The organism is Xanthovirga aplysinae (genome assembly GCF_009711365.1).
GTDB lineage: Bacteria > Bacteroidota > Bacteroidia > Cytophagales > Cyclobacteriaceae > Xanthovirga > Xanthovirga aplysinae.
The window spans coordinates 1-3287 of sequence record NZ_SMMB01000688.1; the positions used below are offsets into that span (position 1 = coordinate 1).

Below are 3287 nucleotides of genomic sequence, written 5' to 3' on the forward strand. Positions count from 1 at the left end.
ATCTCTTAATACTTTTGCGTTATGGTTATTGTATATACAATAAATGTAATTACAATTTAAAATTTTATAAATAAAAACGCAAAATGAAAAAGGTAACATTTATTTTAACTGCCCTTCTTTTAAGTATTACATCATTATCTTTTGCTCAAAAGGCGAAATGGGAAACAGAGCCAGATGGTGCTCACTCTCATATTGGTTTTGATATTGATCACCTGGTAATTTCATCTGTTTCCGGGGAGTTCAAGGATTATAAGGTTACCATCCTATCGGGAAAAGATGATTTTACTGATGCTGAATTTAACGTAGAAATTAAGGTTCCAAGTATAACTACAGAGAATGAAAAAAGAGATGGTCACTTAAAAAGTCCGGACTTTTTTGATGCAGCTCAATTTGAACTAATAACTTTTAAGGGAACGAAAATTGAAAAAGTAGGAAAGAATAAGTATAAGATTACAGGTGATCTTACCATTAAGGATGTAACTAAAACAGTTACTCTTGATGCAAAATTAAATGGAGTCCTTAACGATCCAAATTGGGGCAGCCGTGCTGGATTCAAGGTTTCAGGGGTTATCGACCGTACTGATTTTGGATTGAATTTTAATTCCATATTAGAAAATGGGGGAATGTTGATAGGTGAAGAAGTACGGTTAAATATTAATCTTGAATTAGTGAAAGGGGTTTAATCTTCACACTATATATTTTGCTAAAAACTTACCTGAAATAATGTGCTTTATAAAGAATGATTTGGGTGGTTTTATTAAGATAGAAATGTAGAAAATCTAGACTCTATTTTTGGGATTTTCTCAATTTGCACTTTGGAATAAAGCACTATGAGGGCCCTGGAATTGGATCATTTATCCAATTATCCAGGGCTTTTTTATTGGGATTAAAAAGTAGTTTTTTAAAATTTTAGTGCTTTAGCTCTATTAAAATCAGAATAAAAATATTGATTTATAACATATTATTGGCCTTAAACGGTTAATCTTTTATTGTAATTTAAAAGCATTTAATTTAACTTTTATGTACAATTAAGTTTACCTCTAACTCCAAAACACTAAATTAGCTGCTATTAATAAGTTCTTTCCTTTTAGAAATTACTTGCCCCTTCTTAATTAAAACCCTATTGAATTGATGGGGGATTTTGCCTTGCGAGGACTAGTGGACAAAGTGGATCTTTAAGATTTTAAAGACTTTAGGGATAATTTCTCCATCTCTTATTAATCAGGACCAATACACTATACTCCCTTCCATTAAAGAAATTAATTCTATTCAAATAATCTTGTAACCTGTTTTATTCTCGTCTTTTAAAGATTTGATTTCTTCTTGAAATTCATTTGTGAAATTTATCCATCCTCAAAAAAATTATAAATGATTACAGTCCTTCCAATTTCCTTGTCTTTTAAATGGTTTCGAATAAGGGGACTTTTCCTATTTGCCTATATATTTTTTGTGTTGGTTTCTATCAGTTTTGCTAATTCCCCCAAAAATCACCCTGATTTATCAAAAAATGAGCTATTCAAAGAAAGTTTCTACTTCCCTTTAATCTCAGGGGCCTCAATTAAAGGAGAGTTTTGGTGGGATGTCAATGAGAATCAAAGTAAAGATGCGCAAGAGATCCATCTTGAGAGTATTGTTAAGCTGTATTGGGATAAAAATTCCAATGGGATATTAGAGGATACGGACCTGTTAATAGAGGAAAAGGAGACTAACTGGGGTGTTTTTAATTTTACAGGACTTGCTGCAGGGAATTATATTGTTGACCCAGGATTTATTAGCCAGCTACCTATAATTAAGGCTACTACCACGGTGCCACTCCCAGTAAACTTGAGCGAAGGTGAACTGTTTACAGGTGCTGATTTTGGCTTTAATTTTACTTATGGAATAAGTTCAATTGGCGATTTTGTTTGGAATGATTTGAATGGAAATGGAATGCAGGACGATGGAGATCAAACTGGTTTGGCAGGTGTCTCCATTGATCTATTTTTGGATGTAAATGCCAATGGTACCTTGGAATTAGGTCAAGATATTCAGGTAGGAAAACAAATTACTAATGAAGAAGGGTTCTATAGGTTTGAGGATCTGATCTCTTGGTATTTTATTGTGCAGATTTCAGATGAAAATGAAGTGTTAACCAATTATCAACCTACAACTCCAAACTCTCTTGCGGTTGGACAATTGTTATGGGGAAGTTATTTAGATGCAGATTTTGGATTTCAACCTTTTCCTAATAATCCTCCTGTTTTGGATGTGATTGAAGATCAGAATATAAATGAGGAAGAGACCTTGTTTTTTACTGCCAGTGCAACAGATGATGATATCTCCGATGAGTTGACCTTTAACCTGGACCAAATGTCGATAGACAAGGGAATGCAAATTGATTCTCAAACAGGTGAATTTTCATGGACACCTACTGAAATACAAGGAGGGGAGATTTATGAGGTTACCTTGACAGTGACCGATAATGGATTTAATAGTCTTTCTGACAGTCAAACTTTTACTATTACTGTAAATGAAGTGAATACTAATCCCAGCAATTTATCTCTTTCGGAAAAAGAAATAGGGGAGCAAGCTGAAGAACTTTCTACCGTAGGTTTATTTTCTGCTGAGGATAGTGATTTTCCACCAAATAATATTTCCTTTCTTCTGGTGGATCCAATGCCTAATTCGTCTAATGATAATGTCAATTTTTTAATTGAGGGGAATGCATTAAAAACTGCCGTTCTTTTAGATTTTGAAAAAAAGTCTTCTTATGTGATAGATGTGAAAGCGGATGACGGAGAGGGAGGGTCAATTATTCAAGCTTTCACTATTTCAGTGACCAACCACAATGAGCCTCCTTTCTTTACTTCTGAACCTTTAACCAATGCAAAGGAAGGTGTTACTTATACATATGAAATTATAACAAAAGATGAAGATCAAGGTGATCAAAGGTCCATAAGTATTTTGGAAAAACCCGATTGGTTAATATTTGAAGATCATCAAGATGGAACAGCCCTCCTTTCAGGTACACCAACCAATTTTGATGTCGGAAATTATGATGTTAGACTTGAGGTGAAAGATATTGGAGGTTTAATCCAAAATCAGGAATTTCAAATACAGGTTGAGAAGATTGAGAAAGAAAATAGTACTCCTGAAAATATCTTGTTATCGGACCAAAATATTTCCGAAAATGAACCCATTGGCACGTTAGTAGGAGATTTTTCTACCATAGATAAGGATATAAATGATCTACACACCTATAGTTTGGTTGCTAGTGAAACACCAAATGATAACGACTATTTTCAAAT

Annotated in this window: 2 protein-coding genes; both read left to right on the plus strand. The window is 33.6% G+C overall.

Annotated elements, in window-relative coordinates:
• Nucleotides 1-83: 83 nt before the first annotated feature.
• On the plus strand, nucleotides 84-683 hold the full coding sequence (locus E1171_RS04205) for a YceI family protein (RefSeq protein WP_155204412.1): 600 nt from the start codon (nucleotides 84-86) through the stop codon (nucleotides 681-683).
• A 685-nt stretch (nucleotides 684-1368) separates the two neighbouring features.
• Nucleotides 1369-3287 (plus strand): putative Ig domain-containing protein (locus tag E1171_RS04210; RefSeq protein ID WP_155204414.1); only part of this gene is annotated, 1919 nt, incomplete at its 3' end.

Coding starts and splice junctions, on each gene's coding strand:
- E1171_RS04205 (WP_155204412.1), top strand. CDS start 84: ATGAAAAAGGTAACATTTATTTTAACTGCCCTTCTTTTAAGTATTACA.